Genomic DNA, 26,579 nt, shown 5'->3' on the forward strand with positions numbered 1-26,579 from the left:
GACGGTAGCACGACGCGATCACCGGCCACCCGTCGGCGCGGCGCCGATCCACGGTCAGGCCCCTGCCACTCGAGGTGGGGTCAGGGCTCGACGCGCTGGCTGTCGGCGGCCGACAGCTCGATCAGGAGCTCGTCGGCGACCAGCGCGCCGGCCCACCCGAGGTCGACCGACAGCCGCTGGCCGGTGTCGCCGAGCACGCCGACGAGGCCGACGTCGGCCAGCCAGAACACCTCCGACCGCGCCGGCGCCGGCGCCTCATCGGAGCGCGGGCCGGTGGGGTCGCCGAGCGGGTCGCCCGCGCGCAGCACCACGACCGGCGCCAGGCCCAGGTGCAGGTAGGGCGTGCCGTAGTCGTTGGGGTAGCTGACGGCGCCGCCGGCGTGGACGGTGGCGCTGACCAGGCCGGTCGAGAGCCACGCCAGGCCGGCGCCGTAGGTCAGCGCGACCCAGTCGTGCGCGGCGGGCGTGGCCAGCCCGAAACCGCGCGCGGCGACCATCCAGATGTGCGGGTGGTCGCGGTCGCCCTCGCCTCTCCCGATCGTCAGCTCGCCGCCGACCGCGGTGCGGGTCGTGACCTGGCGCTCGATCCGGATCGCCGCGCCGAGGCCGTCCGAGAACAGCTCACCGGCGATGCCGACGATCAGCATCGCGGTGGTGCTGTCGACCGGCGCGGCCGCGGTGTCGCGGTGGAGCGCGACGTTGGGCGCCGGCGGCAGCGGCTTGCACGCCGCCACCACGACCAGCGCCGCCGGCAGCCTCACACGAAGTCCCGCTTGCGGAAGATCGCGCACGCCAGCACCAGCAGCGCGCCGATCCACAGCGCGGCGTGGCCGGCCGCCAGCGCGACGTAGCCCCAGTCGACGAAGTCGGCGTGGATCGAGACGTGCTGACCGTCGACCTCGGAGCCGGAGATCGAGAACACGTGCAGGTCGGGCACGATCGCCAGCGCGCCCCGGGCGACCAGCTTGATCCACGGGGTCTCGGAGGTCGCGATGGCGGCGCGCAGGTCGGGCGTGAACCGGCCGATCAACCACAGCGCCAGCGCGAACAGGCCCGACAGGAACGGGCTCGAGAACGACGAGAAGAACACCGCGATCGCCGCCACCGTCAGCACCTCGAACCACGCCAGCACGATCGCCTTGACCACCGGGCCGGTGACCGCCACGCCCTGGTAGCCGAGCAGGACCACCATCGCCAGCGCGAACAGCGCCACCAGCACCGTCAGGATCAGCGCCATGCCCAGGTACTTGCCGAGCACGAACTCCCACCGGGCCAGCGGCTTGGAGATGATCGAGTAGATCGTGCGCTTCTGGATCTCGCTGTAGAGCAGGAGCACGCCGACCACGATCGCGGTCAGCGCGCCGAAGATCGAGATGCCGGCCACGCCGATGTCGCGCACCACCCGCCCCTGCTGGCTGATCGACATCTCGCCCAGCACGATCGCCAGCAGGTTGGCGGCGACGACGATCAGCAGGATCCCGTAGAGGATCTTGATGCGCGCGGCCTCGCGGAAGGTGTTGAGGCCGATCGCCCACATCCGGCCCAGCGACGCCGTCACAGCGGCACCGTCCCGGCCTTGCGCTCGTCCTCGACCCGACGCAGGAACAGATCCTCGAGGGTCTCGTGCCGCGGCGTGACCGCCAGCACCCGGGCGCCCTGGCCGCGCGCGAACGCCAGCAGGTCGTCGAGGTCGCTGCTCGCGGCCACGGTCACCAGCAGCTCGCCCGGGACCCGGCGCGCGGTGCTGGCCCGGGCCGAGATCGCCGCGACCGCCTCGGCCGGCGCGTCGTCGGCCAGCGCCAGGCGCACCTCGGAGTCGAGGGTCGTGGCGTCGACCAGATCGCTCGGCCGGCCGATGTCGCGGATCGTGCCGGCGACGCAGATCGCGACCCGATCGCAGATCGACTCGACGTCGGACAGGATGTGCGACGAGAAGAACACGGTCTTGCCGCCGTCGCGCTGCTCGAGGATCAGATCGCGGATCTCCTTGCGGCCGATCGGATCGAGCCCGCTCATCGGCTCGTCGAGCACGACCAGCTCGGGATCGTTGATCAGCGCCAGCGCCAGCCCGGCCCGCTGCATCATGCCCTTCGAGAACTTCTTGAGCGGCAGGCCGCGGGCGCGGTCGAGCCCGACCTTGACGATCAGCAGGTCAGCGCGGGCGCGGCGATCGGCGGCCGACATCCCGAACAGGCGCCCGCCCAGATCGAGCAGCTCGCCGACGGTCAGGTAGTCGTAGAAGTACGGCTGCTCGGGCAGGAAGCCCATGCGCTGGCGCGCGGCCCGGGTCGGCACCGGCGCGCCCAGGATCTCGGCCTTGCCGCCGGTGATCGAGCACAGGCCCATCAGGCAGCGGATGGTCGTGGTCTTGCCGGCGCCGTTGGGCCCGAGGAAGCCGAACACCTCGCCGGCGGCGACCTCGAACGAGACGCCGCGCAGGGCCTCGACCTTCTTGCGCCGGAACGGCGTGCGGTAGGTCTTCGCCAGATCGGTGACGGTGATGACGGCCACGGCGGCGCCTACGGGTAGCGGCCCTGGAACCCGACGCCGAACTCGATCCCGACCGAGATCCAGCGGCGGAACGCGATGTCCTCGGCGAAGAACGCGTACGCGCCGTAGGCCTCGTGGAAGTCGAGGTGGATGCCGTTGGCGTTGCGGATCGACACGTCGGTGCCGAGCTCGTCGCCGGTCGGGCTGGTGTAGCCGGTGTCGTCGATCGCGAGCTGCGCGGTCGAGAAGAACTTCAGGACGCCGGTGTCGTTGAAGTAGAACTTCACGCCCGGCGCGTAGTGGCGCAGGCGCGGCCCGTCGCTGGCGGTGACGCTGCCGCCGAAGTCGCGCTCGACGCCGAGGCGCATGTCGAACATGAGCTCGACCCGCCCGGTCAGGCCGTAGCTGACCGACAGGTCGAACGCGAACGGGATCCGGCCCAGGCACACGGCCGAGTTGCCGGTGGTGTTGCCGTTGCTGTCGCGGTCGCCGCAGTACTCGTTGTCGTAGGTCTTGATGAAGCGACCGCCGGTGAGCAGCGACACCGCCAGCCCGACCTGACCCTTGTGGGTGCGGCGAGCCATCGACGGCGGCGCCACCGGCTCGGTGGTGTAGAGCTTCGGCTCGCCGTCGCCGGGGCCCTCGCCCGCGGCGGCGGCGTCGTCGACCGGGGCCAGGCCGTCGCCACGGGCCAGGCCCGGGAGCAGCGCGATCGCGACGGTCAGGCCTGCGGCCGACAGGGCTCTCATCGGCGTCCACGCTATCACGGCCGACCCCGCCGGCGCGCCGGTCGGCCCGGGCGAGATTGCGCGCGGCCTCGATCCGGCGGGTCCTCGATCCGGCTGGTCGACACCGGTGCACTCTGGGGTTAGCTTTGGGCGTGATCTCGCGCCGTCGCCTCCTCGGCGCCGGGCTGGTCGGGGCCGCCGCCCTGGCCTGGCCTCGGCGAGCACGCGCGATCGGCCCCGGGTCGAAGTTCCGGGTCGGCCAGCTGGCGCTCGGCGCGCCGCAGCCGCGGCCCGACGCGCTGCGACGGCTGCTGTGGGAGCTCGACAAGCGCACCTCGATCGCGGTCGATCTCGAGGCGCCGACCGTGGCCCCGACCGCGCCGACCCTGCACGAGACCCCGTTCCTGTACCTGGCCGGCGATCGCGAGTTCGCGGTGCCGAGCCCGGCCGGGGTCGAGGCGCTCCGACGGTTCCTGACCTTCGGCGGGTTCCTGCTGATCGACTCGGCCGAGGGCACCACCGACGGCGCGTTCGACAAGTCGGTGCGGGCGCTGTGCGCGGCGCTGTACCCGACCCCGGCCCCGGGCCTCGAGCTGGTGCCAGCCGATCACGTGGTCTACAAGGCGTTCTACCTGCTCGAGCGACCGCTCGGGCGCCTGGCGCTGTCGCCGGTGATGGAGGGCATCACCCGCAGCGGCCGGCTCACCGTCGCCTACGTCCAGAACGACCTCGGCGGCGCGTGGACCAAGGACAACTTCGGCAACTACGCGTTCCCGTGCGAGCCCGACGGCGATCGCCAGCGCGAGCTCGCCTACCGGATGGGCGTCAACCTGGCGATGTACGCGCTGTGCCTCGACTACAAGACCGACCAGGTCCACGTGCCGTTCATCATGCGCCGGCGGCGCTGGCGTCCCGATGACGGCGCCCAGACCCCGGCCGCGCCGCCGACGCCGCCCAAGCCGTGACCGTCGCCCTGTTCGATCCGCGCATGCGGTGGCTCCTGGCCGCGGTCGCGGTGATCGGGGCCGCGGTCGCCGTGCTGGCCCGCCGCCGCGGCGCCCCGCGGGTGGGCACGATCGCGCTGTGCGCGGTGTTCGGCGCGGTCGGCGTGATCGCGGCCGAGGCGCTGGTGGCGCTGACGGTGCGCCTGGCCGCGCCGGCGGCGGTCGAGTTCAACGAGCACCGCTGGGTGCTGCTGGCGCCGTGGCGGCGGCGCGGGCTGTGGCTCGGCTCGATCGCGGTGGCGGCGATCGCGGCGCTGGGCTGGCGCGCCAGCCGCGGCGCCACGCCGCTGCGGCGCGCGGCGATGGTGTCGCTGCGGGCCGGCGCCGCGGTGATCGCGCTGGTGGTGTTCCTCGAGCCGGCCATCGAGCTGCGGCAGGTGGCGCGCGAGCCCAACCGGGTCGCGATCCTGGTCGACGACTCGCGCTCGATGGCGCTGCACGATCGGGCCGGTGGGCCGACCCGGACCGAGCGCGTGCGGGCGCTGCTCGACGCGTCGACCGACGCGCTCGCGGCCTGGCGCAAGGACCACCAGCTCGACGTCTACACCTTCTCCGACGTGGTCGCGCCGACCTCGCTCGAGGGCGTCGCCCGCACGCCCGCGACCGGCGAGGCCTCCCTGCTGCGCAAGGCGCTCGAGGCGATCCGGGCCCGCTACGACGGCCGCGACCTCGCCGGCATGGTGGTCCTGTCCGACGGCGCCGCCACCGGCGAGTTCAGCGAGGGCGAGGGCGTGATGGGCGACTTCCTGCGCTCGCTCGACACCCGCGTGCACACGGTCTGGACCGCGCGGCCGGGGCTGCGCGACGTGGCGGTGCAGCGGGTCCTGGCCGACGAGTTCGCGTTCGTGCGCACGGTCGTGCGGCTCGAGGCGGTGATCCGCTCGACCGGCTACCCGGCGCGCCGGGTCCAGGTCTCGCTCGCCGCCGACGGCAAGGTCGAGCGCCAGAAGTGGGTCGATCTGCCCGCCGACGGCACCGCCACGGTGACGTTCGAGGTCACCCCGCCCCGGGTCGGGCGCTACCTGTACGAGATCGCGGTGCCGGTCGCCGGCGACGAGGCCGTCGACGCGAACAACACCCGGGCGTTCGTGGTCCGGGTCATCCGCGACAAGATCCGCGTGCTCCAGGTCGCCGGCGCGCCGGCCTGGGACGTCCGGGCGCTGCGGGCGATGCTCGAGGACAACCCCAACGTCGATCTGATCTCGTTCTTCATCCTGCGGACCCAGGACGACATCGCGCTGGTGCCCAACGACGAGATGTCGCTGATCCCGTTCCCGACCCGCGAGCTGTTCGAGGAGCAGCTGCCGTCGTTCGACGTGATCGTGCTGCAGAACTTCGAGTTCCTCCCCTACGGCATCGGCGACTACCTCGACAACATCCGCAGCTACGTCGAGGGCGGCGGCGGGCTGGCGATGCTCGGCGGCGACATGTCGTTCTCCTCGGGCGGCTACCACGGCACGCCGGTGGCCGCGGCGCTGCCGGTCGAGCTGGCCGAGCCCTGGGGCGCCGGCGACCTGATCGACACCGCGCGCTTCGCGCCCGAGCTGACCGACGCCGGCAAGACCCACCCGGTGACCGCGCTGCGCTACGCCACCGCCGACAACGTCGCGGCGTGGAAGGCGCTGCCCGAGCTCGAGGGCGTCAACCGCGTGCTCGGCGCCAAGCCCGACGCCACGGTGCTCGCGGTCCACCCGCGCCTGCGCACCGCGCGCGGCGCGCCGATGCCGGTGATCGTCGCCGGCGACTACGGCCAGGGCCGGACCCTGGCGATCACCACCGACAGCCTGTGGCGCTACGGCTTCGTCGCCGCCGGCCGCCCCGGCGACGACGGCCGCGCCTACGGCAAGCTGTGGGAGAACGCGATCCGCTGGCTGATCCAGGATCCCGACCTGCGCAACCTGCACATCGACAGCGACGCGGTCGAGTACGCCCCGCGCGCGACCGTGCGGCTCACGGCCCGGCTGCTCGGGCGCGACTACCAGCCGCTGGCCAAGGGCAAGGTCGCGGTGACGTGGAAGCGCGGCGCCGACCCCGCCACCGCCACGCCGGTGGGCGCCACGTCGATCACCGTCGGCGACGACGGCACCGGCACCTACGACCTGCGCGGCCTGGCCCCGGGCGCGTACCGGATCGAGGCCACGGCCGAGGTCAGCGGCCGGGTCATCACCGCCGGCGACATCTTCCTGGTGCGCGACACCTCGGTCGAGCTCGACGAGCCGGCCGGCGTGCCCGGGACGCTCGAGAAGATCGCGCTGGCCACCGGCGGCCGGGCGCTGGGCCCGGTCGACAGCCTGCCGGCCGTCCTGAACTTCGATCTGCCGCGGGTGGTCCGCGTCGATCAGCGCGCCGACGTCGAGCTGTGGAGCCGCCCCGGCCTCCTGGCGCTGGCGTTGCTCCTGCTCGGGCTCGAGTGGCTCTTGCGCCAGCGCAGCGGATACCTGTAAACCGCCTCAGAGGATCCCATGCTCGCCCTCGATAGCCTGGTCACCGACCTGATGTTCCGCGCCGACGCGCAGCTCGAGCAGCAGACGCTGATCGACGCGCTCGGCGGCCCCGACGCCGCCAAGCAGAAGAAGCTGCTGGACCCCGACATGCTCGATCCCCGCATGGAGATGGAGCTGTCGCCGTCGATCCCGTTCCGGCGCCGCACCGAGCGCCGCCTGATGATCATCGACGACAGCGCGCCGCTGCGCGCCGATCCGCAGGAGCCGGTGGTGCCGGTGGATCTGCGGCCGGCCAAGGAGGCGTTGATCGCGCTGTGCGAGACGCTGCCGGTGCGGCTGGGGCGCCTGTTCGCGCTGGGCTCCTGGGGCGACGCGGTGCTCGTGGCCCGCTCGGCCCGCGACCTGCGCGCCGTGTGCCTGATCGCGTGGGCGCTCGACCCCACCGTCGACCTCGACGGGAAGCGCCGCGCCAACCAGCTCCAGCGCGCCGAGTTCGAGGCCAAGATCATGGCCTACGACAAGCGCCTCGAGGAGCTCGACGACGACGACATCCTCGCCAACCTCCCGCCCGACGTGACGGTCGAGCGCCGCGGCGAGCTGCTGATCCTCGACGTGCTCGAGGCCGACGGCACCTGGGATCAGCGGCGCTCGCTCGAGCTCGAGGCCGCGCTGGCCGCGGTCGACCAGTTCTCGACCTTCCCCGGCGCGCCCCGGCCCAAGCTCGCGCCCGAGCCGCCGCCGCCGCCACCGTCCGCGCCGACCCCGGTCGCCGCGCCGGCCCCGGTCGTCGCCGGTCCGCCGATCGCCGTGGCCGACCTGGCCGGCACGGTCGTGCTCGTGTTCCCGGCCGAGCGGTTCGACCTCGACGTCGCGGCCGCGCTCGGCAAGCGCGACTGGGATCACGTGCTGCGCGCCGGCGACAAGCTGAGCGGCATGGTCCGGGATCGGATCCACAAGGACGGCGCCGGCTGGGTCGCCCCGCTCGAGTTCCTGTCCGAGGTGTTCGTCGACGGCAAGCCGCTGGCGCGCCCCGCGTTCGACGCCGGCGCCCGGGCCCTGGCCGACGGCGTGCGCGCGTTCGACGCGCACTTCCCGCGGTTCGGGCCGGTGGTGCTGCTCGACGTGCCCGGCCGCGGCCGCTTCGTCAGCTCGGTGATGGGGCGCGACGCCGAGGTCGCCGCGCTGGTGCTGCGGTGAAGACGGCGCTCGTCGCGGCGGCCGTGGCGATGGCGCTGACGGGGTCGGCGGCGGCGGGCGCCAAGGACCCTGACGGCCGCGTGGTGTTCGCGCGCGGGACCTCGCTGTGGCTGACCGACGGCCGCGGCAAGGCGCCGGAGGTCGAGCTGGCGACGCTGCCCGGCCCGGCCGCCGACGTCCGCATGATCCGCACCGACCTGGCCGGCTCGACCCTGCTCGTCGACGTCGCCGGCCGCTGGTACTGGGCGGCCATGCCGACCGAGGGCGCCACCGCCGCGCTGGCGCCGCTGCCGTGCGCCGGCACGACCGCGCGGCTGTCGCAGGGCGGCGACTGCGTCGTGTGCGCGTCCGCCGCCGGCAAGGCCCTGCTGATCCGCCTGGCCGACGCCAAGGTGTTCACCCGCGATCTGCCGGGCGCGACCGTGGCGCTGACCGAGCGCGCCGGGGCCCGCGAGCTGGTGTGGGTGGCCGACGGCGCGATCCACGCGGCGCCGATCACCGACCGCACCAAGGCGCGCGTGGTCGCGCCCGAGGCGCCCGTCCGCGGCGTCGTGATCTCGCCCGACGGCCGCCGCGGGGTCGGCGTCTACACCGCGCCGCCGACCGGCCAGCCCAAGGCGACCGAGCCGCGCGATCAGCTGTTCGGGTTCGCGCTCGACGGCGGCACCGCCCGCCGGCGGCTGATCCGCGACGGCGTCGTGCTCGACTGGTCGTGGGACGCCGGCTGGCTGCTGGTCCAGGACGGCGGCAAGGCCTGCGTCATCCGCGCGGTCGGCGGCGAGTACAAGTGCTGGAAGGGCTACACCGCGGTGTCGCTGTCGGCCGACGGCGCGTGGGCGCTGGTGCTGGGCCCGCGCGACGGGGCGGCCAGCGCCGACGCGGCCTCGCCCGCCCAGGTCGAGGAGGGCGGCGGCGACGACGACGGCGCGGTCGACGACAGCGTCGTGCCGCTGCCGACCGGGCCGCTGTCGCTGTACCGCGCGCGCCTCCCGGGCACCTACGTCGAGCGCCCGGTGGTCATCGAGCGCGTCGTCGACGGCGCCGCGGCCTGGCTGCCGCCGCTGCCGCCCGCGCCGACGACCGCGCCGGCGCGCTAGCGCTCCGACCGGGTGATTGTGATCCGTCCACGGCGTCGAGCGCCCCAAGGGCGAGGCGCAACGACGAAGGGCTACTGCCTATACCTCGAGGAGTTGGAACGAAGCCCATGGGGATGGATCGGCGGTGTGGCGGGTTCAGGATCATCCGGTCGGAGCACGAGCCGACGCGCGCGGCGCGCGGCTCACCGGCCCAGCACGCGGGCCCGCAGCGCGCCCGGTGAGTACGGCTTGGCGAGCACGTCGTCGACGACGCCGTCGCGCCGCGCCGCGATCACGGCCTCGTCGTCGACGTAGCCGGTGACCAGGATGATCCGCGCGCTCGGCGTCGCCACCCGCAGGCGCCGGGCCAGCTCGGTGCCGGTGGCGGCGCCGTGGCCGAGCCGCTGGTCGGTCACGACCACGTCGATCGTCACCGCCGTGCACGCGGCGAGGGCCTCGGTCAGATCGCTGGCGACCAGCACGTCGGCGTGCCGCGCCAGCGTCCGCTGCCCCAGCTCGCGGTTGTAGCGCTCGTCGTCGACGATCAGCACCCGGAGCCGCGCGGTCACGGGGCGCGCGCCGCCTCGCCGTCGCCGCTGCGGTCGGCGCTGCGGTCGGCGCTGCGATCGGGGCCCGTCACCGGCACCGTCACCACGAACTCGGCGCCGGCCCCGGCCCGGTTGCCCCAGGTCAGGGTGCCGCCGTGGGCGCGCACGATGTTCGACGTGATCCACATCCCCAGCCCGGTGCCCTCGCCCACCTCCTTGGTCGTGAAGAACGGATCGCCGATCTTGGCCATCTGATCCGGACCGATGCCGGGGCCGGAGTCGGCGATCGTCACCCGGACCGCGGCGCCGTCGTCGAGGATCGCGATCACGACCTCGATCCAGCCGGGCCCGACGATGGCCTGGGCGGCGTTGGTGAGGATGTTCATGAACACCTGGTTCAGGTGGCCGGCGTTGCACACCACCCGCGGCACGCCGCGGCCGCCCTGGCGTCGGACCTCGACCCGGTTCTTGAGCAGCGGCGCGATCAGGTTGAGCGTGGTGTCGATGCCGGCCACGAGGTCGGCCTCGGCCAGCTCGGTGCCGCCGGTGCGCGCGAACGTCTTCAGGTCAGCGACGATCGCGGCGGTGCGCTCGGCGCCGGCGCGGATCGAGCGCAGGAGCTTCTGCCAGTCGCCGAGCAGGAACTCGTACTCGACCTCGAGCTTGAGCGCCTCGTAGGCGGCCCGGGTCCCGTCCGGCAGCGGGTGGGCGTCGACCAACGCCACCAGGCGCAGCAGGCTCTCCATGTACTGGCCCAGGAAGTCGACGTTGCCGTAGACGAAGTTGATCGGGTTGTTGAGCTCGTGGGCGATGCCCGCGACCAGCCGTCCCAAGCGACGACATCTTCTCCTGGTGCACCAGCTGGGCCTGGGCGGCGCGCAGCTCGGCGGTGCGCTCGCGCACCTTCTCCTCGAGGTCCTCCTTGGCGCGCCGCTCGCGCTCGAGCAGCACCTTCAGCCGGCGCTGGATCCGTACGTCGGCGGTGACGTCGCGGTAGGTCTCGATGATCACGAGCTCGCCGCCGTGCAGCTCGATCGGCGCCGCGGTGACGATGCAGGTCATGGCCTCGCCGTCGCCGCGCACGGCGGCGATCTCGTCGACGCGCAGGCGCCGGGCCCCGTCGTAGGCCTTGCAGCCGACGCACGCGTTCGCGCACAGGTCGAGCTCGAACAGCTCGAAGCACCGCGCGCCGGCGGCGACGCGCTCGGCCAGCACCCGCCCGCGCAGCCCGGTCAGGACCTGGTACGCCGGGTTGTAGTAGCGGACGCGCCGATCGGCGTCGAGGATGACGGCGGCGTCGACGGTGCCCTCGAGCAGGGACGTGATCTGGTCGTACAGCTTGGCCAAGATCTAGAGCTCTGGTGAGACTTCGGCGGCGGACGCTCAGGCCTCCGCCAGGAACGACAGGTAGCGCTCGGGCAGATCGTCGAACTCCATCGTCGCCTGGCACTCGGGGCACCCGAACGTCGGCAGCGACGGCCGACCGGCCTTCGAGCCGGCCTGGGTCGGCACGTCGATCAGCTGCTCCTCCTCGCGCCCGCACGCGTCGCACACGTACGGGGCGTAGAACGAGCGGATCTTCGCGCGCCCGCGGAAGTTGTAGATCATGTTGAGCTGCGTGACGATCGCGGGCGAGCAGTGCGAGAACGACAGCTCGGTGACGTGGGGCAGGTCGCGCACGAAGTTCACCCACTCGCGGACGCCGCAGCTGTTGATGCGCCGGACCTCGCCGAGCTGGAACGCGACCGCGCCGCGCAGCCGGCGCCGCAGGTCGACGAAGTCGGCGTTCTCATCGATCTCACCGACGAACTCGACCGTCGTCACGCCCGGCCGCTCGCGGATGCGCCACGACAGCGGCGCGCCGTCGGACGCGGGATCGATCGCCACCATGCTCACTCCATCCTCTCCGGGGGCCGCTCGAAGTGCTGGCGCACCCCGGTCGCGGCGGTGTCGTCGAGGGAGGCCGGCTCGATCAGCACGTCCTTCGCCTCGAACCGGACCGGATCGGGGTTCGCGAACACGCCGCGCTTGACCGCCTTGCCCATCGCCCCGGCCAGGCCCTGGTAGTTGCCCTTGTTCGGCCCGGTCCACCCGCTGATCGCGCCGCCGCCGCCGAACCCGACCACCGCGGCGGCGACCTTGTCGACCAGCGCCGACGGCAGCTTGCTGTTGAGCTGCACGAAGCCGGGGTTCGGCACCGCGCCGGTGTCGAACACCTTGCTCAGGCCCTTCTGGCTCCCGACCGGCGCGAACACCGCGGCCGCGCCCTTGTAGGACGCGACCTCGGCCACGGCGGCGGTGATGTCGGGCTTGCCGACCCGGCCGGCGAAGAACGCCGGGTCGACCTCGGAGTCGAGCATGGCGTTGTCGATGAAGCCGTTGTCGTTGCAGCCGGTCTGGACGTAGGCCAGCTTCTTGCCCTTGAGCGCCTGCATGTCCTTGGCGCCGTCGGCGTAGAGCGCCCAGCTGCGGGTCACGCCGCCGCCGACCTGCGCGCTGGCGAGCAGCGGCCACCCGAGGCTGGTCGCGTAGCACTGACCGTCGACGATCGCGAAGTCGACGCCGCTGCCCTTGAGCTGCGCGAACTGCGCGAACGACTTGGCCTCGGTCTTGGCGCCGGTCTGGGCCTCGATGGCCTTGGCCAGCGACTGCGCGTACTGCAGGCGGACCTGGGCGGTGCCGAACTCGACCGACGGCGCGTAGATGCCGATCGTGAGCTTGTCGGGCCCGGCCGGCTGGCTTTCGCCGCGGCGCGCGTACAGCGCCGCCCCGGCGACGACGATCGCGACCACGGGGACGATGGCGGTGAGCTTGTTCATGGGTGCTCCATCAAGATCCCGCCAGCGGCGCGGGCGAGGTCACGGACTCGAGAGGTGCGCGGGTGCATGTCCATCGTGGCGCGTCAGTACCCGTAGATCCGCTTCTTGGCGTCGATCCACTTCTGGAGGTCGCGGCTCGAGACCCCGCGCTGCTTGGCCTTGGACCAGGCGTCGTAGGCGTCCTTGGGGCGCCCGAGCTGCTCGTAGACGATGCCGAGGTTGACCAGGGCCTCGGCCGGCTGGCCGTTGAGATCCTCGAGGGTGCGCAGCTGGTCCTTGCCCAGCGACAGCACCGCGCGGTTCATCGTGACGCGGCGGCGGATGTCGTCGTCGGCGAACTTGACCGCGGTCTGCAGCGCCTTGTCGGCGGGCCCGGTGCGGCCGCTCTTCCAGTGGTCGTAGGCGACGAACTCCCACGACGACGCGATCAGCTCGCGCACCTTCTGGGCGAACGCGCCGCTGGCGCCGCCCTGGAGCTGCCCGAACTCGCCGGCGGCCTTCTGGCGCGCCGCGGCGTTGTTCGAGCGGTAGCTGGCGTAGGCGCCGAAGAACTGCGAGCCGACCTTGTTGTACGGCGGCCGCAGGTACGCGCCCTGGTTGCCCTTGCCGGCGAGCTCCTTGAAGATGCTCGCGGCCGCGCCGTTGTCGCCCTTCTCGAGCAGCGCCAGCGCGTACGAGAACTGGAACGCCGGCGGCTCGGTGCCCTTGAGCAGGGCCGGCTCGCGGGTCGCGCGCTCGAAGTCGGCCACCGCCTCGGACGCCTTGCCGGCCTTGATCGAGCGCCAGCCGCGCCGGAACAGCGCCACCGCCAGGTTGCGCTTGGCCGCGGTCGCGACCTCGGGCACCTGGGCCGAGAACTGCACCGCGACCGTCAGCTTCTCGACCGCGTCGTCGAGGTCGGTCGCGAACAGGAGCGGCGCCCACTCGGTGTAGACCTCGGCCACGACCAGGTTGGCCTGGTTCTTCTTGGCCTCGGCCTCGGCCGCGGCGTAGTGCTCGGCGGCCTTCGCGGCGTCGGGCTTCTTGGCGCACAGGTACGTGCGCGCCAGCAGCCGCTCGTAGCCCATCGCGTAGCCGCGGCGGTTGCCCTCGAGCTTGTTCAGGTGGCGCTGGGCGCCGTCGCAGTCGCCGCGATCGATCGCCAGCACCGCCATGTTGAGCGCGGTCATCGGCGACCGCGGATCGACGCCGGCGGCCTCGTCGAGGAACGCCTGGGCCGCGCGCTCGTCCTTGGCCAGCGCCGCCCACGCCTGCGCGTTGATGGTCTCGACCAGCGCCCGCTGGACCTGCGAGTCCTTGGGCCGGAGCTGGGCCGCGGCCTCGAACCGCTGGCGCGCGACGCCGAGCTTGCCGAGGTTGTACTGGGCCTTGGCCGAGACCAGCACGACGCCGACCTGGTCGTCGGTGGAGGCGGTCGCGAAGTCCTTGCCCCCGATCAAGCGATCGACGGTGGTGAGCGCGGTGGCGTCCTCGCGCGCCGCGAGGTACGCGCCGCCCAGCTCCGTGGCGAGCTCGTAGCTGCCCGGGTTGGCCGCGATGCCGGCCTTGAGCTTCTCGATCGCCAGCGCCAGGTTGGGGTTCTGGCCGGCGCCCGAGAACGGCAGGCGGCGGTAGGTCTTGCCGAGCTGGACCGACAGGCTGACCTGCTCGCGCTGCTGGCCGGCGCGCAGCAGCTTCTCGGCCTTGAGGTAGTTGTCGAGCGCCGCGGCCCAGTCCTTCTCCTGGAAGTAGGCGTCGCCGGTGAGGATGAACCCGCGCGCCTCGTTCTTCTTGCGCTTCAGGAACTCGAGCGCGGCCGCGCGCGCCCGCTGGGGCTGCTTCTTGGCCAGGTAGGCGACGCCGAGGTTGAACCAGACCGAGCCGTTGGCGTCGACCTTGCGCGGATCGGCGACGACGCGCTCGCACACGGCGATGGCGCGATCGAACTGGGCCTGGCCGGTGTAGCCGGCGCACAGGCCGTTGTCGGCGTTGACCATCGCGTTGGCGCGCTTGCCGAACTTGCGCTGGACGGTCTCGAGCTGCGCGACCGCCTTGTCATAATCGGCGCCGGCGTCCTTGCTCTTGCCGTCGCGGAGCTGCGCGCGCGCGCGGCCGAGGTAGGCGAAGCCGAGCCGGATGCGCGGCAGGACGTCGTTGCCCTCGAGCTCGGACGGGCGCGCGTCGAGGTAGGCCTCGTACGCGGCGATCGTCTTGCCGGGATCGCGGTTGGCGTAGTACTCGCCGATCATGTTCTGGTTGAGGAACGACCTGGGCTTGCGCGCCACGACCCGCTCGGCGATGGCCACGGCGTCGGGCTTCTGCCCCAGCTGCCACAGGAGCAGCGCCTCCTGCTCGAGGATCTCGGGCGCCTCGGCGTGCTGGGCCTTGGCGACCTTGCGCACGAACGTGAGGCCGCCCTCGAAGTCCTTGAGGATGATGTAGATCGCGGCGCGCTTGCCGTACGCCTCGGCCGACACCTGGCCCGGATACTTCCGGATCGCGGCGTCGTACGCGCGGGCGGCGCGACGGAAGTCACCCTCCTCGAAGTACTTGTCGCCCTCGCGGAGATCGTCCTCGGCCTGGGCGAAGGCCGATGGCACCCGCGTGATCGACGCGGCGAGTCCGCCCAACGCGGTGACGATGAGAGCTGCTCGTATCCAGGTACGGTAGGTGAGCACGCGGCCTCCGATCGAATCGCTAGGCACTGCGCTCGGCTGAGCGCGTGGTGCCCCCTCGCGATCAGCTTACCAGCATCGGCGCCGCGACGGCAGGGGCTACGCGATCTTGCGAGGCCGACCTGGCCCCACATCGGCGACGCTCGAGCGCGCTGTGGTCAGGGCGCGGTCGCGGTCGGCTCGGGCCCGGCGTCGGCGTCGGGATCGACCGGCGCCTCGACCTGGACCGCGATGCCCGACGCCTGGGCCGAGCGCCAGCCCAGCGCCTTGCGCAGCACCCAGATGCCCGCGTCGGGGGTGACGTCGAACGTCAGGTTGGCGACCTTGTCGGCGCCCATCGTCTTGGCGGCGACGATCAGCATGCGGTTGACGACGCGATCGAGATCGACCCCGCCGGGGATCGGGATGAACAGGAGGTAGGCCGACGTCGCGTTCGCCTGGATCGCGGCGATCGGTCGCAGGCCGTCGCCGACCGCCACGTTCTCGGGCTGGATCCGCACCGTCGAGACCGACGAGCACGCCGCGGTCGCCACGAGCGCGATCGCGAGCCGGACGTGAACTGGCGCACGCATCGCGGCAGGGTACCACGCGAGCCCGGGCGCCTTGGTGTACGATGCCGCCGTGACCTCACGGCGTGGATCGGGCCGCTCGCTGTGCGCGCTGGCGCTGGCGGTGGCCGTGGCGGCGAGCCCGGTCGCGGCGCAACCTGCGCCGCCGGCCGAGCCGGTCCCGACCGACGAGGTCCTGCCGGAGGAGGCCCTGACCCAGCGGCTGGCCCTGTGGCGGATCGACGCGCTCGGCATCGACGCCGAGCTGGTCGGGCGCCTCGAGGCGCTGTTCCGCATGGAGCTCGATCGCCTGGCCACCGCGCCGCTGCCGAGCCGGCGCGAGATCGACAAGGCCATCGCCGGCGACCGCGAGCTGGGCCGCTGCGGCGGCGAGGACCGGTGCGTGGCGGCGATCGGCAAGAAGCTGGGCGTCGACGTGATGATCACCGGGTCGGTCGCGGCCATGGGCGACAACTACATCCTCAACATCAAGGCGGTCGACGTGGCCAAGGGCACGCAGATCCGCCGGATCGCGACCGATCCGCTGCGGGGCAGCCCCGACGAGCTGATCGACGCGATCCGGGTGGCCGCGTACCGGCTGCTCGCGCCGGATCAGCTCTACGGCTCGGTCGTGGTGCTGACCGATCTGATCGGCGCCAGCGTGGCGCTCGACGGCAAGAAGATCGGCGCCACGCCGCTGCCGGGGCCGGTGGCCAAGCTGCCGCTCGGCGAGCACAAGCTCACGGTCTCGGCCAAGGGCTACACGCCGTTCGAGGAGCCGGTCACCGTCCGGTTCCAGAAGGCGACCCGGGTCGTCGTGCGGCTGACGGTCGCGCCCGGCGATCCCGAGGGCGTCGCGGTGCCGATCGTGATCGAGCGCCGCCCGCGCCCCTGGTACTCGTCGACCTGGGCCTACGTCGGGTTCGGCGTCGCGGCGGTCGTGGCCGGCGTCGCGATCGGGTACGCCGCGACCCGGCCGACCGAGGTCGACTGCTCGTTGATGGAGTGTCGATGAGGCGCGCCGGCACGTGGGCGCTGGTCGCGGTGACGGCGGCGACGGCGCTGGCGGCGGCGGGCACCGACGCCGCGGCCCAGCCCGCGCCGACCGCGACGATCGCGGTCGCGCCGATGACGATGCTCGGGGCCGAGGACACCTCGGCGACCGGGCGCCAGTTCGAGGCCAAGCTCGCCAGCGAGATCAGCGCGCTCGGCGTGGCCGCCAGGGTCGTGACCGCGGCCGACGTGGTCGAGGCCACGCGCAAGGCCAAGAAGCCTCACCTGCGCGCCTGCGACGGCGACGCCGGGTGCCTGGCCGAGCTCGGCAGCTTGCTCGGGGTGTCGACGGTCGTGTTCGGCGAGGTCGGCGGGCTCGGCGACGTCCAGGTGCTGTCGCTGGGCGCGATCGACGTCGCGAGCAAGAAGGAGCAGCGCCGGGTCCGGGTGTCCCTGGGCGAGGCCTCCGAGGGTGGGGTGGCCGGGGCGGTCACCCGCCTGCTCGATCCCGACAAGTTCCTCGGCGATCTCCAGCTCAAGGTGTCGGTCGACGGCGCGTCGATCTACGTCGACGGCAAGCGCCTGGGCAAGTCGCCGACGCCGCTGGTACGGCTCCCGGTCGGGCCCCACGCGCTGCGGATCACCCACCCCGAGCACCGCGACTACGTCCGCTTCGTCGACATCGGCTTCGGCGCCGCGACGACGGTCGAGGTCGCGCTCGAGCAGTTCGCGTCGGTCGAGTCCTCGGTCGAGTCGACCGACAAGCCCAAGCCCAGCGGCCCGATCACCTACGTCGACAAGCCGGCGCGGTGGTACCGGACGTGGTGGGCGGTGGCCGGGTTCGCGGCGGTCGCGCTGGGCTCGGCGGTCGCGATCGGCGCCAGCATCGACGGCCTCGACTTCGAGACCAGCGGCGTCGTCAAGCCGCCGCAGTAACCTCCGCGATGACCGCCGCGATGACCGCCGCGATGACCGCCGCCCGCGCATGGCTGGTGCTGGGGCTGGCCGCGTGCGGCGGCGGCAGCGACGCGCCGCTCGACGGCGCGGGCCCCGATAGCGCCGCGCGGGCCGGCACCTGGGACAACCCGTACGTCATCGCCGCGCTGCCGTACACCGCCACCGACGACACCCGCGCCGCCACCGAGGTCCGGGCCCAGCGCTACGACTGCGCGCCGGCGATCGACGAGGGCGGCGCCGAGGTGGTCTACCGCCTCGACCTGGCGACGCCGGCGATCGTCACGGTCGAGGTCGCGACCGCCGACGCCACGACTGACGTCGACGTCCAGGTCGTGCGCGCGGCCGCCGCCGGCGCCGAGGCCGCCGGCTGCCTGACCCGCGACGACCGCGGGCTGGTCGTCGACCTCGCCGCGGGCAGCTGGTGGATCGCGGTCGACACCTACGCCGGCGGCGCCGCGCCCGCGGCCGGCGCGTACACGCTGACCGTCGACGCGCCCCGGTCGACCGCGTGCCTGACCAACCCGATCCCGATGTGCACCGGCGGCGACGCGCCCGACGTCAACGGCACCCCGACCGAGCCGCCCGGCGTCGGCGGCTGCCCGGCCGGCATGGCCCGGGTCGACACGTTCTGCGTCGATCGCTGGGAGGCGGCGCTGGTCACCACCGCCGGCGGCGGCTGGCCGCCCTACGCCAACCCCGGCGCCGCCAGCGTGCGCGCGGTCAGCGCGCCCGACCTGGTGCCGCAGGGCTACATCAACCAGACCCAGGCCACCGCCGCGTGCGCCGCCGCCGGCAAGCGCCTGTGCACCGACGCCGAGTGGCTGCGCGCGTGCCAGGGCCCGACCGGGACCACGTACCCCTACGGCGCCACGCGCATGCCCGGCGTGTGCAACGACGCGCGCGGCTGCCACCCCGCGGTCCAGTTCTTCGAGTCGAGCGACAGCTCGGTGTTCGGCATGATCGGCGACAGCTGCCTGAACCAGCTCCCCGACGGCCTCGCCCGCACCGGCGCCCACCCGCAGTGCGTCTCGGCCGACGGCCTCTACGACCTGATGGGCAACCTGCACGAGTGGACCGCCGATCCCGCCGGCACCTTCCGCGGCGGCTTCTACGTCGACACGGTCATCAACGGCAACGGCTGTCTGTACCGCACCACCGCCCACGACGTCTCGCACTGGGACTACTCGACCGGCTTCCGCTGCTGCGCGGACTGAGCGCGCGGTCCCGGCTCCGCCTCCGGCTCCCCGGCTCCGGCTCCGGCTCCGGCTCCGGCTCCGCCTCCGGCTCCGGCTCCGGCTCCGGCTCCGGCTCCGGCTCCGCCTCCGCCTCCGGCTCAGCTCCGGCTCCGCCTCCGCTCCGCTCCGGCTCCGGCTCCGGCTCCGGCTCCGGCTTCGGCTCCGGCTCCGGCTCCGGCTCCGGCTCCGGCTCCGGCTCCGGCTCCGGCTCCGGCTCCGGCTCCGGCTCCGGCTCCGGCTCCGGCTCCGGCTCCGGCTCCGGCTCCGGCTCCGGCTCCGGCTCCGGCTTCCGGCTCCGGCTCCGGCTCCGGCTCCGGCTCCGGCTCCGGCTCCCGGTTCACGCGCTCACCGCCCGTGCAGCAGCGTCAGCGCCACCACCGCGATCAGCATCGCCGCGCTCCACACCACCATCGCGCCCATGAAGTAGGCGAGCTGGAGCAGCTCGATCAGGAACAGCCGGATCTTCGAGCCCGGCCCGGTGACCCGCCAGTGCCCCCGCATGCCGCGCGCGATCTGCACCTGGTAGCGGCGCTCGACCCACGCGACAAACCGGCGCTCGCCCGGGATGACCACGTACCACCAGCACCCGATGTTCGCGCCGGCGATCGCCAGCCCGAGGATCCACGTGAGGATCATCCGGGGCGACGTCATCACGCGTGGGCGCCGCCGCTCACCGCGACAGGTACGGGTAGATGCCGTTCAGCTTCTTGTTGGCGCCCTTGTAGTTGCCGTCGACGAACAGCTCGGTCGCCGACGACAGCAGGTCGGACACCGCCTTGGTGTCGCTGTCCGACAGCGACTTGCCGCGGGCGATCGCCGAGAGCCGCGCGCTCTTCGACTGCACGAACGCGCGATCGACCTGCAGCGCGTTGATCTGCTTCACGAGCTGCGTCGCGGTGACGTAGGCGGTGCCGATGTCGTTGTCCTTGAGCGCGGCGCTGGTGTCCCGGTACAGCTCGCGCACGCCGCCGGGCAGATCGTCGACCAGGATGCCCTTGTCGCTCATCAGCGACTTGGCCTTGCCGAACGCGTTGTCGACCTCGGACCGCGAGTGCTTGCCGGCCTTGGGATCGACCGTCTGGATGATCGTCGTCGTGCCGCCGCCGGCGCCGCAGGTCTCCTTCTCGCGCGCGGCCAGGTCCTTCTCGCGCTGGGCCATCGCCGCCTCGCGCTGCGCGACGCGATCCTCGCGCGCGGCCATCGCCTTCTCGCGCGCGGCGGTGCCGGCCTCGCGGGTCGCCATCTGCGCGGTGGCGTCGGCGCCGCCGGCCGCCGCCGCCAGCAGCGTCTTGCGCTCGGCCATGAGCTGCTCGACGATGTCGGACTCCTGGTTGGTCAGCGCCGCCTCCTGGCTGCGCAGCTCCTCGACCCGCTTGTCGACCTCGGCGGTGTCACCGCCCTCCGACGCGATCCGCTCGCGCTCGGCCGCCAGCTTGGCCTTCTCGTCCGCGAGCCCCTGCCGGCTCTTGAGCAGCGCGTCGCGGCGCGCGATCAGCGCCTCCTCCGCGGCCTTGTCGACGGCCACCGGCGTCGCCTTGCCGCTCTTGCCCTTGTCCTTGCACGCCGGTGCGAACACCACGAGCGCTGCCACGAGTCCCCAGGTCGGCCATCGCATAGATCCCTATTGTATGAGTGCCGGAGGGTGCTGCGCCAGCTAACGCGACGCGTTAGGCTTGACGCATCATGTCGTCGCCCGGGCCCGGCCTGTACGTCCCGTCCACCGAACACGACGCGTGCGGCGTCGGGTTCGTCGCGCACGTCAAGGGCGAGAAGTCGCGCGACATCGTGATCGACGGCCTGCGGGTGCTCGGGCGCCTGGCCCACCGCGGCGCCTCGGGCGCCGACCCCGAGACCGGCGACGGCGCCGGCATCACGCTCCAGCTCGCGCACCGGTTCTTCAAGTCCGAGGGCCTGCGGCTCGGCTTCGACATGCCGCGCCGGCGCCGCTACGGCGTCGGCCAGGTGTTCCTGCCGGCCGACCCGATCGCCCGGGCCGCGTGCGAGCGCATCTTCGAGCAGGCCGTCACCGAGGAGGGCCAGCGGGTGCTGGGCTGGCGCGACGTGCCGATCGACGCGCGCGCGGTCGGCGTCACCGCCCGCAAGGTCATGCCGGTGTTCCGGCAGCTGTACGTGCGCCTGACCCGGGTGCCGCCGTCGGCGTACGAGCGCACGCTCTACGTCATCCGCAAGCTGGCCGAGAACCGCGTGCGCGACGGCGGCGTCGACCCATCGAACACGTTCCACGTCGCGTCGCTGTCGACCGAGACGATCGTCTACAAGGGCCTGCTCTTGCCGCACCAGCTCGCGGCGTTCTACCCCGACCTGCACGCCGCCGAGATGGTCTCGGCGATCGCGGTCGTGCACTCGCGGTTCTCGACCAACACCTTCCCGACCTGGGATCTGGCCCAGCCGTTCCGGTTCGTCGCCCACAACGGCGAGATCAACACGCTGCGCGGCAACGTCGGCTGGCTCGACGCGCGCAAGAGCCAGCTGCGCTCGGCCAAGTTCCGCGGCGGCATCGAGCGGCTGGCGCCGATCGTCGTGCCGGGCAAGAGCGACTCGGCGCAGTTCGACAACCTGCTCGAGCTGCTGCACCTGGGCGGGCGGTCGCTGCCGCACGCGATGATGATGATGATCCCCGAGGCCTGGGAGGGCGATCCGACGATGGATCCCGAGCGGACCGCGTTCTATCGCTACGCGGCGTCGCTGGTCGAGCCCTGGGACGGGCCGGCGGCGATGGTCTTCACCGACGGCTTCGTCGTCGGCGCCACGCTCGATCGCAACGGCCTGCGCCCGGCCCGGTGGTGGCACACCACCGACGATCGCGTGATCCTCGCGTCCGAGACCGGCGTCGTCGACGTGCCCGCCGACCGGATCATCGCCAAGGGCCGGCTGCAGCCGGGCCGGATGTTCGTGGTCGACACCGACGAGGGCCGGATCGTCGCCGACGACGAGCTCAAGCGCGACGTCGCCGGGCGGTTCCCGTACCGCAAGTGGCTCGACAAGAACGTGTTCGAGATGCACGAGCTCGAGCCGGCGACGCCGCCGGCGCCGATCGCCGGCGACGAGCTGGGCCGGCAGCTGCGCGCGTTCGGCTACACCGACGAGGACGTCGGCCTGCTGGTCACGCCGATGGCCACGACCGGCAAGGAGCCGGTCGGCTCGATGGGCACCGACACGCCGATCGCGGCCTTGTCCGAGCACGCGCCGACCCTGCCCCACTACTTCCACCAGCTGTTCGCGCAGGTCACCAACCCGCCGATCGATCCGATCCGCGAGGCGCTGGTGATGACGCTCGAGACCAACATCGGCCCCGACGGCAACACCTTCGACGAGACCCCCGAGAGCTGCCACCAGGTGCGGCTGCCGGGGCCGTTCCTCGACAACACCGCGGTCGCGCAGATCGCCGCGTTCAACGAGGGCGCGTTCGAGACCCGGCAGCTCTCGACCCTGTTCGCGATCGCCGACGGCCCGGCCGGGCTCGCGGCCGCGCTCGATCGGCTGTGCGCCGAGGCCTCGGCCGCGATCGAGGACGGCTGCAACATCCTGATCCTGTCGGATCGCGGCGTCGACGCGAAGCGCGCGCCGGTGCCGGCGCTCCTGGCGCTGGGCGCGGTCCAGCAGCACCTGGTCGCGACCGGCACGCGCATGGAGGCCGGCCTCCTGGTCGAGACCGGCGAGGCGCGCGAGGTCCACGACCTGGCGGTCTTGATCGGCTACGGCGCCGCCGCGGTCAACCCGTACCTGGCGCTCGACGCGGTCGTCGATCTGGTCGGGCGCGGCGACGTCGCCGGCCCGGCCGCGGCCGCGGTCGCGCGCTACCTGCACGCGTGCGACGACGGCCTGCTCAAGATCATGTCGAAGATGGGCATCTCGACGGTGCAGAGCTACCGCGGCGCCCAGATCTTCGAGGCCCTGGGGCTGGGCCCCGACGTGGTCGCGCGCGCGTTCGCGGGCACGCCCAGCCGCATCGGCGGCGTCGATCTGGCCACGCTCGGCGCCGAGGTGCTGGCCCGCCACGCGCGCGGCTTCGGCCCGGCCGGGCTGGCGATCGTCGACGAGCTGCCGATCGGCGGCCGCTACCAGTGGCGGCGCCGCGGCGAGCGCCACGCCTGGAGCCCGGCCGCGATCGCGGCCCTGCAAGACGCGGTCGCGCGCGCCGACCGGGACCGGTTCGCCGAGTACCTGGCGCTGTGCGACGCCGGCGCCGCCGAGCCCGCGCCCCTGACCCTGCGCGACCTGCTCGCGATCGTGCCGCCGGCCGCCGGGGCGATCGCGCTCGACGAGGTCGAGCCGGTCAGCGCGATCGTCACGCGGTTCGTCACCGGCGCGATGTCGTTCGGCTCGATCAGCGCCGAGGCCCACGAGACCCTGGCGATCGCGATGAACCAGCTCGGCGGCCGCTCGAACTCGGGCGAGGGCGGCGAGGAGCCGCACCGGTTCGAGCCCGACGCCGACGGCGCCTGGCGCCGCAGCGCGGTCAAGCAGATCGCGTCGGGCCGGTTCGGCGTCACCGCCCACTACCTGGTCAACGCCGACGACCTGCAGATCAAGATCGCCCAGGGCGCCAAGCCCGGCGAGGGCGGGCAGCTGCCCGGCGCCAAGGTCGACGAGCGCATCGCCAAGGTCCGCTGCTCGACGCCAGGCGTGACGCTGATCTCGCCGCCGCCGCACCACGACATCTACTCGATCGAGGATCTGGCGCAGCTGATCTACGACCTGACCGCGATCAACCCGACCGCGCGCGTCTCGGTCAAGCTGGTCAGCGAGGTCGGCGTCGGGACGATCGCCGCCGGCGTCGCCAAGGCCCGGGCCGGCGCGATCGTGATCGCCGGCTACGAGGGCGGCACCGGCGCGTCGCCGCTGTCGAGCCTGCGCCACGCCGGCGTGCCGTGGGAGCTGGGCCTGGCCGAGGCCCACCAGGTGCTGGTCCACCACCGGCTGCGCGGCCGGGTGCGGCTGCAGGTCGACGGCGGCCTGCGCACCGCCCGCGACGTGATCGTCGCGACGCTGCTGGGCGCCGAGGAGTACGGCGTCGCGACCGCGGCGCTGATCGCGACCGGCTGCGTGATGCTGCGCAAGTGCCACCTCAACACCTGCTCGGTCGGCATCGCGACCCAGGATCCCGAGCTGCGCGCGCGCTACCGCGGCTCGCCCGCGCACGTCGTCGCGCTGTTCACGATGCTGGCCGAGGAGGTGCGCGTGTGGCTGGCGCGGCTGGGCGCGCGCTCGCTCGACGAGCTGGTCGGGCGCACGGAGCTCCTGGCCGCGCGCGCCGATCTGGCCGGCAAGGCCGCCGCGATCGACGTCGCGCCGCTGCTCCACCGCCCGCCCACCGACGCCCCGACCCGGTTCGTCGCCGCCGAGCCCTGGGCCACGGTCGATCACCTCGACCGCGCGATCATCGCGGCCGCCGGCGCCGCGCTCACCGGCGGCAAGCCCGCCGAGGTCCGCCTGGCGATCGACAACACCCACCGCGCGGTCGGCACCGTGCTCGCCGGCGAGATCGCCCGCCGGCACGGCGCCCACGGCCTGCCCGACGGCACGCTCAAGGTCCACCTGACCGGCTCGGCCGGGCAGAGCTTCGGCGCGTTCCTGACCGCCGGCGTCGAGCTGTCGCTCGAGGGCGACGCCAACGACTACGTCGGCAAGGGCCTGTCGGGCGGCCGGCTCGCGGTGCGGCCGCCGGCCGGCGCCCGGTTCGCCGCCGAGGACAACGCGCTCATCGGCAACACCGCGCTCTACGGCGCCACCTCGGGCGAGCTGTTCGCCGCCGGTCAGGCCGGCGAGCGGTTCGCGGTCCGCAACAGCGGCGCGCGGGCGGTCGTCGAGGGCGTCGGCGATCACGGCTGCGAGTACATGACCGGCGGCGCGGTGGTGATCCTGGGGCTGACCGGGCGCAACTTCGCCGCCGGCATGAGCGGCGGCACCGCGTACGTCTTCGACAAGGACAAGCGCTTCGCCAGCCGGGTCAACCGCGAGCTGGTCGAGCTGGAGTCGCTGGTCGACGAGAGCGACCTGTGGCTGGTCCACGGCCTGATCGAGGACCACGTCCGCCTGACCAGCTCGACCCTGGGCCGCAAGCTGCTCGACAACTGGGAGCTGGTGGTGCCGCGGTTCGTCAAGGTCATGCCGATCGAGTACCGCCGGGTGCTGCAGGCCCGCCGCGCCGCGCAGCGCCCGCGCACCGGCACCACCCCCGCCGCCGCCACCCCCGCCGCAGGAGCGCCGTGATGGGCAAGCCGACCGGCTTCATCGAGTGGACGCGCCTGGTGGCGCCGCGCCGACCGATCGACGAGCGCCTGCGCGACTGGCGCGAGGTCGAGGGCCACCAGGACGAGGCGACGCTGCGGCAGCAGGCCGGGCGGTGCATGGACTGCGGCGTGCCGTTCTGCATGCAGGGCTGTCCGCTCGGCAACCCGATCCCCGACTTCAACGATCGGCTGTGGCGCGATCAGTGGCAGGCGGCGTGGCGCCGCCTCGACGCCACCAACAACTTTCCGGAGTTCACCGGCCGGCTGTGCCCGGCGCCGTGCGAGGCCGCGTGCGTGCTCGGCCTCGACGGCGCGCCGGTGACGATCGAGCACGTCGAGAAGGAGCTGGCCGAGCGGGCCTGGGACCGCGGCTGGATCGTGCCGCAGCTGGCGCCGGCGCGGCACCAGACCGGCCGCCGGGTCGCGGTCGTCGGCTCGGGCCCGGCCGGCCTGGCGTGCGCGCAGCAGCTCGCGCGCGCGGGCCACGCGGTGATCGTCTACGAGGCCGCCGACCGCGCCGGCGGGTTGCTGCGCTACGGCATCCCCGACTTCAAGCTCGACAAGGGCGTGCTCGATCGCCGGCTGGCCCAGCTCACCGCCGAGGGCGTCGAGCTGCGCTGCGGCGTCCGGGTCGGCGAGGACCCGACCTGGGATCGGCTACGGGCCGAGCACGACGCGGTGGTCATCGCGATCGGCGCCGGCCGCGCCCGCGAGCTGCCGGTGCCGGGCCGCGACCTCGCCGGCGTCGACCTGGCGATGACCTACCTCGAGGACGCCAACCGCGCGGTCGCCGGCCTGCAGCCCACGGCCGCCTCGACGTCGCCGGCCAGCACGTGATCATCCTGGGCGGCGGCGACACCGGCTCCGACTGCCTCGGCACCGCGCTGCGCCAGGGCGCGGCCTCGGTCGCGCAGATCGAGCTCTTGCCGACGCCGCCGACCGACCGCCCCGACGACAACCCCTGGCCGACCTGGCCGATGACGTTCCGGACCTCGTCGTCGCAAGAAGAGGGCGGCGAGCGCGGCTTCGCGCTGCGCACGACCGCGCTGCGCGGCGACGGCGGCCGCCTGACCACGCTGGTGGCCGAGCGCCTGACGGCCGCGCCCGGCACCGCCGGCCGCCATCCCGGCGAGCTGGTCGCGACCGGCGAGATCGTCGAGCTGCGCTGCGACCGGCTGCTCCTGGCGCTCGGCTTCACCGGCCCCGACGCCGCCACGCTCACCGCCCAGCTCGGCGTCGCGCTCGACCGCCGCGGCAACGTCGCCGTCGACGCCGACCAGCGCACCACCGCCGCCGGGGTGTTCGCGTGCGGCGACGCGCACAAGGGCGCGAGCCTGATCGTCTGGGCGATCGCGCTCGGGCGCGAGACCGCCCGCGCCGTCGACGCCCACCTGCGCGGCGGCGCCTCGCTGCTGCCGGCCCGGGGCCAGGACTCGCCGATCGATCGACGCTGAGCTCCAGAAGGTTCGTCGCCGAACCCACGCAGGTGCAGGGGGCTCCGAGGTCCGAGGTCTCATCCAGACCAGCTCTCCTGCAAGGGCCGGTGCCCGGCGTGGCCGCGGCCGGGGGGGCCGCGGCGCGGCAACGAGTCCGAGGGGTTGCGCGACAAGGGGGAGGTCGGTCCGGAACCAT

Annotated in this window: 21 protein-coding genes and 1 pseudogene; 10 read left to right on the top strand and 12 right to left on the bottom strand. The window is 73.5% G+C overall.

What is annotated here, in order from left to right; genetic code table 11:
• Positions 1-80: 80 nt before the first annotated feature.
• From IPL61_32835 to IPL61_32850, 4 genes are read right to left on the bottom strand one after another with little or no spacing between them, the layout of a single operon-like run.
• Entirely contained in the window at positions 81-761 is a 681-nt protein-coding gene (locus IPL61_32835) for a hypothetical protein (protein MBK9035983.1), read from the bottom strand.
• Positions 758-1,558, bottom strand: coding sequence for an ABC transporter permease (locus tag IPL61_32840; protein ID MBK9035984.1), 801 nt, complete (start codon positions 1,556-1,558; stop codon positions 758-760). The genes IPL61_32835 and IPL61_32840 overlap by 4 nt, the downstream gene beginning before the upstream one ends.
• On the bottom strand, positions 1,555-2,502 hold the full coding sequence (locus IPL61_32845) for an ABC transporter ATP-binding protein (protein ID MBK9035985.1): 948 nt from the start codon (positions 2,500-2,502) through the stop codon (positions 1,555-1,557). Before IPL61_32845 ends, IPL61_32840 begins: the two co-directional genes overlap by 4 nt.
• Before the next feature lie 17 nt (positions 2,503-2,519).
• Complete coding sequence (locus tag IPL61_32850; protein MBK9035986.1) at positions 2,520-3,239, bottom strand: hypothetical protein; 720 nt, start codon at positions 3,237-3,239, stop codon at positions 2,520-2,522.
• Positions 3,240-3,352: 113 nt separating this feature from the next.
• On the opposite strand from IPL61_32850, the gene IPL61_32855 reads away from it, so the two are divergent.
• Genes IPL61_32855 through IPL61_32870 form a run of 4 tightly spaced genes read left to right on the top strand, consistent with a single transcriptional unit; the run spans position 3,353 to position 8,960 of the window.
• A complete protein-coding gene (locus tag IPL61_32855) occupies positions 3,353-4,183 on the top strand; it encodes a DUF4159 domain-containing protein (protein ID MBK9035987.1) in 831 nt (276 codons plus the stop codon).
• Positions 4,180-6,666, top strand: a complete 2,487-nt coding sequence (locus IPL61_32860) for a hypothetical protein (GenBank protein MBK9035988.1) — start codon at positions 4,180-4,182, stop codon at positions 6,664-6,666. Before IPL61_32855 ends, IPL61_32860 begins: the two co-directional genes overlap by 4 nt.
• An 18-nt stretch (positions 6,667-6,684) precedes the next feature.
• On the top strand, positions 6,685-7,863 hold the full coding sequence (locus tag IPL61_32865) for a hypothetical protein (protein ID MBK9035989.1): 1,179 nt from the start codon (positions 6,685-6,687) through the stop codon (positions 7,861-7,863).
• Positions 7,860-8,960 carry a hypothetical protein gene (locus tag IPL61_32870; GenBank protein ID MBK9035990.1) on the top strand — a complete coding sequence of 367 codons (1,101 nt, stop codon included), beginning with the start codon at positions 7,860-7,862 and terminating at the stop codon, positions 8,958-8,960. Before IPL61_32865 ends, IPL61_32870 begins: the two co-directional genes overlap by 4 nt.
• 182 nt (positions 8,961-9,142) lie before the next feature.
• On the opposite strand, the gene IPL61_32875 is transcribed toward IPL61_32870, so the two are convergent.
• Both IPL61_32875 and IPL61_32880 read right to left on the bottom strand, forming a co-directional pair.
• Positions 9,143-9,508, bottom strand: a complete 366-nt coding sequence (locus IPL61_32875; GenBank protein MBK9035991.1) for a response regulator — start codon at positions 9,506-9,508, stop codon at positions 9,143-9,145.
• Positions 9,505-10,320 carry a hypothetical protein gene (locus IPL61_32880; GenBank protein MBK9035992.1) on the bottom strand — a complete coding sequence of 272 codons (816 nt, stop codon included), beginning with the start codon at positions 10,318-10,320 and terminating at the stop codon, positions 9,505-9,507. The genes IPL61_32875 and IPL61_32880 overlap by 4 nt, the downstream gene beginning before the upstream one ends.
• Positions 10,321-10,339: 19 nt before the next feature.
• Between IPL61_32880 and IPL61_32885 the strand changes: the two genes are divergently transcribed.
• Positions 10,340-10,852, top strand: a complete 513-nt coding sequence (locus IPL61_32885) for a hypothetical protein (protein MBK9035993.1) — start codon at positions 10,340-10,342, stop codon at positions 10,850-10,852.
• An 18-nt stretch (positions 10,853-10,870) separates the two neighbouring features.
• Here IPL61_32885 and IPL61_32890 read toward each other — a convergent pair whose 3' ends face one another.
• From IPL61_32890 to IPL61_32905, 4 genes are all read right to left on the bottom strand, one after another.
• A complete protein-coding gene (locus tag IPL61_32890; GenBank protein ID MBK9035994.1) occupies positions 10,871-11,377 on the bottom strand; it encodes a hypothetical protein in 507 nt (168 codons plus the stop codon).
• 2 nt (positions 11,378-11,379) lie between these two features.
• A complete protein-coding gene (locus tag IPL61_32895; protein MBK9035995.1) occupies positions 11,380-12,306 on the bottom strand; it encodes a hypothetical protein in 927 nt (308 codons plus the stop codon).
• A gap of 83 nt (positions 12,307-12,389) precedes the next feature.
• Positions 12,390-14,885, bottom strand: coding sequence for a tetratricopeptide repeat protein (locus tag IPL61_32900; protein ID MBK9035996.1), 2,496 nt, complete (start codon positions 14,883-14,885; stop codon positions 12,390-12,392).
• Positions 14,886-15,118: 233 nt separating this feature from the next.
• A complete protein-coding gene (locus IPL61_32905) occupies positions 15,119-15,532 on the bottom strand; it encodes a hypothetical protein (protein ID MBK9035997.1) in 414 nt (137 codons plus the stop codon).
• A gap of 49 nt (positions 15,533-15,581) precedes the next feature.
• Here IPL61_32905 and IPL61_32910 point away from each other — a divergent pair, with 49 nt between their 5' ends.
• The 3 genes from IPL61_32910 to IPL61_32920 are packed head-to-tail and all read left to right on the top strand — an operon-like array spanning position 15,582 to position 18,672.
• The gene (locus IPL61_32910; GenBank protein ID MBK9035998.1) at positions 15,582-16,523 is read left to right on the top strand and encodes a PEGA domain-containing protein; all 942 of its coding nucleotides are present in this window, start codon (positions 15,582-15,584) and stop codon (positions 16,521-16,523) included.
• A complete protein-coding gene (locus IPL61_32915; protein ID MBK9035999.1) occupies positions 16,520-17,437 on the top strand; it encodes a PEGA domain-containing protein in 918 nt (305 codons plus the stop codon). Before IPL61_32910 ends, IPL61_32915 begins: the two co-directional genes overlap by 4 nt.
• A gap of 8 nt (positions 17,438-17,445) precedes the next feature.
• Positions 17,446-18,672 (top strand): SUMF1/EgtB/PvdO family nonheme iron enzyme, encoded by a 1,227-nt coding sequence (locus IPL61_32920; GenBank protein MBK9036000.1) that lies wholly within the window; start codon positions 17,446-17,448, stop codon positions 18,670-18,672.
• Positions 18,673-19,038: 366 nt separating this feature from the next.
• Here the strand turns inward: IPL61_32920 and IPL61_32925 are convergent, their stop codons facing one another.
• A complete protein-coding gene (locus tag IPL61_32925; protein MBK9036001.1) occupies positions 19,039-19,329 on the bottom strand; it encodes a hypothetical protein in 291 nt (96 codons plus the stop codon).
• Between the two features lie 34 nt (positions 19,330-19,363).
• Positions 19,364-20,308: a hypothetical protein gene (locus IPL61_32930; GenBank protein ID MBK9036002.1), complete on the bottom strand. Its 945-nt coding sequence runs from the start codon at positions 20,306-20,308 to the stop codon at positions 19,364-19,366.
• Between the two features lie 68 nt (positions 20,309-20,376).
• On the opposite strand from IPL61_32930, the gene gltB reads away from it, so the two are divergent.
• Together gltB and IPL61_32940 are read left to right on the top strand one after the other, a co-directional pair.
• Positions 20,377-24,927, top strand: coding sequence for a glutamate synthase large subunit (gltB, locus tag IPL61_32935; GenBank protein ID MBK9036003.1), 4,551 nt, complete (start codon positions 20,377-20,379; stop codon positions 24,925-24,927).
• Positions 24,927-26,401: pseudogene (locus IPL61_32940) on the top strand (glutamate synthase subunit beta). Before gltB ends, IPL61_32940 begins: the two are co-directional and overlap by 1 nt.
• The last annotated feature ends 178 nt before the right edge of the window (positions 26,402-26,579 follow it).

Source organism: Myxococcales bacterium, from assembly GCA_016717005.1.
In the GTDB taxonomy this organism is placed as follows: Bacteria; Myxococcota_A; Polyangia; order Haliangiales; family Haliangiaceae; genus UBA2376.

Coding starts and splice junctions, on each gene's coding strand:
- IPL61_32905 (MBK9035997.1), bottom strand. CDS start 15,532: ATGCGTGCGCCAGTTCACGTCCGGCTCGCGATCGCGCTCGTGGCGACC.
- gltB (MBK9036003.1), top strand. CDS start 20,377: ATGTCGTCGCCCGGGCCCGGCCTGTACGTCCCGTCCACCGAACACGAC.
- IPL61_32865 (MBK9035989.1), top strand. CDS start 6,685: ATGCTCGCCCTCGATAGCCTGGTCACCGACCTGATGTTCCGCGCCGAC.
- IPL61_32930 (MBK9036002.1), bottom strand. CDS start 20,308: ATGCGATGGCCGACCTGGGGACTCGTGGCAGCGCTCGTGGTGTTCGCA.
- IPL61_32915 (MBK9035999.1), top strand. CDS start 16,520: ATGAGGCGCGCCGGCACGTGGGCGCTGGTCGCGGTGACGGCGGCGACG.
- IPL61_32850 (MBK9035986.1), bottom strand. CDS start 3,239: ATGAGAGCCCTGTCGGCCGCAGGCCTGACCGTCGCGATCGCGCTGCTC.
- IPL61_32925 (MBK9036001.1), bottom strand. CDS start 19,329: ATGATCCTCACGTGGATCCTCGGGCTGGCGATCGCCGGCGCGAACATC.
- IPL61_32920 (MBK9036000.1), top strand. CDS start 17,446: ATGACCGCCGCGATGACCGCCGCGATGACCGCCGCCCGCGCATGGCTG.
- IPL61_32895 (MBK9035995.1), bottom strand. CDS start 12,306: ATGAACAAGCTCACCGCCATCGTCCCCGTGGTCGCGATCGTCGTCGCC.
- IPL61_32890 (MBK9035994.1), bottom strand. CDS start 11,377: ATGGTGGCGATCGATCCCGCGTCCGACGGCGCGCCGCTGTCGTGGCGC.